The sequence below is a fragment of the Micromonospora sp. M42 genome, assembly GCF_000568915.1.
Classification (GTDB): domain Bacteria; phylum Actinomycetota; class Actinomycetes; order Mycobacteriales; family Micromonosporaceae; genus Micromonospora; species Micromonospora chalcea.
In genome coordinates this window covers 1,736,624-1,738,917 of record NZ_KK037233.1, presented here as the reverse complement: position 1 = coordinate 1,738,917, position 2,294 = coordinate 1,736,624, and the positions used below count along the sequence as shown (strand labels likewise).

Sequence of the window (2,294 nt, the reverse complement as noted above, 5' to 3'; positions counted from 1 at the left end):
CGTGAGACAGTTCGGTCCCTATCCGCCGTGCGCGATGAAACTTGAGAAGGGCTGTCCCTAGTACGAGAGGACCGGGACGGACGAACCTCTGGTGTGCCAGTTGTCCCGCCAGGGGCACGGCTGGTTAGCTACGTTCGGAAGGGATAACCGCTGAAAGCATCTAAGCGGGAAGCTCGCTTCAAGATGAGGTATCCCACCCACTTTGTGGGGTAAGGCCCCCAGCTAGACGACTGGGTTGATAGGCCGGAAATGTAAGCCCGGTAACGGGTTCAGTTGACCGGTACTAATAGGCCGAGGACTTGACTACCAAGCTGCTACGCGTCCACTGTGCAACTCTGAACAAACGATCACCCACAGGGTTGGTTGACATGTTCATAGAGTTACGGCGGTCATGGCGGAGGGGAAACGCCCGGTCACATTCCGAACCCGGAAGCTAAGCCCTCCAGCGCCGATGGTACTGCACTCGGGAGGGTGTGGGAGAGTAGGACACCGCCGGACAATCTTCCAGTCGAGGGCCGCCCCAGCAGGGGCGGCCCTCGACTGCGTTAGCGTTCTCGGCGGAAACGCCATCAGGAAGGATGTACCTGTGAGCTCAGGACCCCAGGGCGGGGACCGCCCCCGTCGTTACGAGGATCGCGCCGACCGTGGCCAGGGGCGTGGTGACGCCGGCCGCGACGGCCGTCGCGATGACCGTCCCTCGTACCGGGGTGGCCGCGACGACCGCCCGGGCGGCTTCCGCGGTGGTGACCGTGACAGTGGCGCCCGTGGCGGTGACCGCCGTGAGGGCGGCTTCCGTGGTGGTGACCGTCGTGAAGGTGGCTTCCGTGGTGGTGACCGCCGTGAGGGCGGCTTCCGCAGTGGCGATCGCGAGGGCGGCTTCCGCGGTGGCGACCGTCGTGAAGGCGGGTTCGGCGGTGGTGAGCGTCGCGAGGGCGGTTTCCGTGGTGGCGACCGTGAGGGTGGCTTCCGGAGCGGAAGCCGTCCGGGCGGCGACCGTCGCGAAGGCGGGTTCCGGGGCGGCGACCGTGATGGCGGCTTCCGCGGCAGCGACCGTGACAGTGGCGCCCGTGGCGGCGACCGCCGTGAGGGTGGCTTCCGTGGTGGTGACCGCCGTGAAGGTGGTGCCCGTGACGGCGGCTTCCGGGGCGGCGAGCGTCGCGAGGGCGGCTTCCGGGGCGGCGACCGCCGTGAGGCCGGCACCCGCGACGGCGGCTACCGCGGCGGTGACCGCCGTGAGGGTGGCTTCGCCGGCGGTGACCGTCGGGAAGGCGGTTTCCGCGGTGGTGACCGTCGTGAAGGCGGCTTCCGGGGCGGCGAGCGTCGCGAGGGCGGCTTCCGCGGCGGAGAGCGTCGTGAGGGTGGCTTCGCCGGCGGTGACCGTCGGGAAGGCGGTTTCCGCGGTGGCGAGCGTCGTGAGGGTGGCTTCCGCGGTGGCGACCGCGAGGGCGGCTTCCGCGGTGGTGACCGTCGTGAGGGTGGCTTCCGGGGCGGCGACCGTGACGGCGGCTTCCGCGGTGGTGAGCGTCGTGAGGGTGGTTTCCGCGGTGGTGAGCGTCGTGAGGGTGGCTTCCGGAGCGGTGACCGTGACGGCGGCTTCCGCGGTGGTGAGCGTCGTGAGGGTGGTTTCCGCGGTGGCGACCGTGAGGGCGGTTTCCGGGGCGGCGAGCGTCGTGAAGGCGGGTTCCGCGGTGGTGAGCGTCGTGAGGGTGGTTTCCGCGGTGGTGAGCGCCGTGAGGGCGGCTTCCGTGGCGGGGACCGTCGCGAAGGCGGCGAGCGTCGTGAGGGCGGTTTCCGCGGTGGCGACCGCCGCGAAGGCGGCTATCAGGGTGGCGACCGTCGGGAGAGCTACGCCGGCGGCGAGCGCCGCGAGGGCGGCTTCCGCGATGGCGAGCGCCGTGAGGGTGGCTTCCGCCGCGACGACCGGCGTGACGACCGTCGGCCGGGCGGCTTCCGGGGCGAGCGGGACGGTGAGCGCCGTGGCTACGGTGACCGGCCGGGCGGCGACGACCGCCGTGGCAACTTCGGTCCGCAGCGGGAGCGCCGGGACGAGCGCGGCGAAGGGCGTACCGGTGAGGCGCCGGAGCTGCCGGACGAGGTCGTCGCGAGCGACCTCGACTCGGCCGTCCGGGCGGAACTGCTCTCCCTCGCCAAGCCGGTTGCGGAGACGGTTGCCCGGCACCTGGTCGCGACCGGGCTGCTGTTCGGCGAGGACCCGACGCTGGCGCTGGCGCACGCCATGGCGCCCCGCCGGCTCGCGTCGCGGATCGCCGCCGTGCGGAGGCCGTCGGACTGAA

1 protein-coding gene, 1 rRNA gene and 1 other annotated feature (1 of these 3 cut by a window edge) are annotated in these 2,294 nt (G+C 71.4%); of the genes, one reads left to right on the top strand and one right to left on the bottom strand.

Annotated features, from left to right (window positions below; genetic code table 11):
- Positions 1-307, top strand: a sequence feature (mutual gap in cmsearch alignment for this rRNA model is longer than 100) (it extends 2,707 nt beyond the left edge of the window).
- 74 nt (positions 308-381) lie between these two features.
- Positions 382-498 (top strand): 5S ribosomal RNA (gene rrf / locus MCBG_RS07775).
- A gap of 94 nt (positions 499-592) precedes the next feature.
- Here the strand turns inward: rrf and MCBG_RS07770 are convergent.
- Positions 593-2,294: hypothetical protein (locus MCBG_RS07770; RefSeq protein WP_223201128.1), on the bottom strand; the 1,702-nt coding region annotated here is incomplete at its 5' end.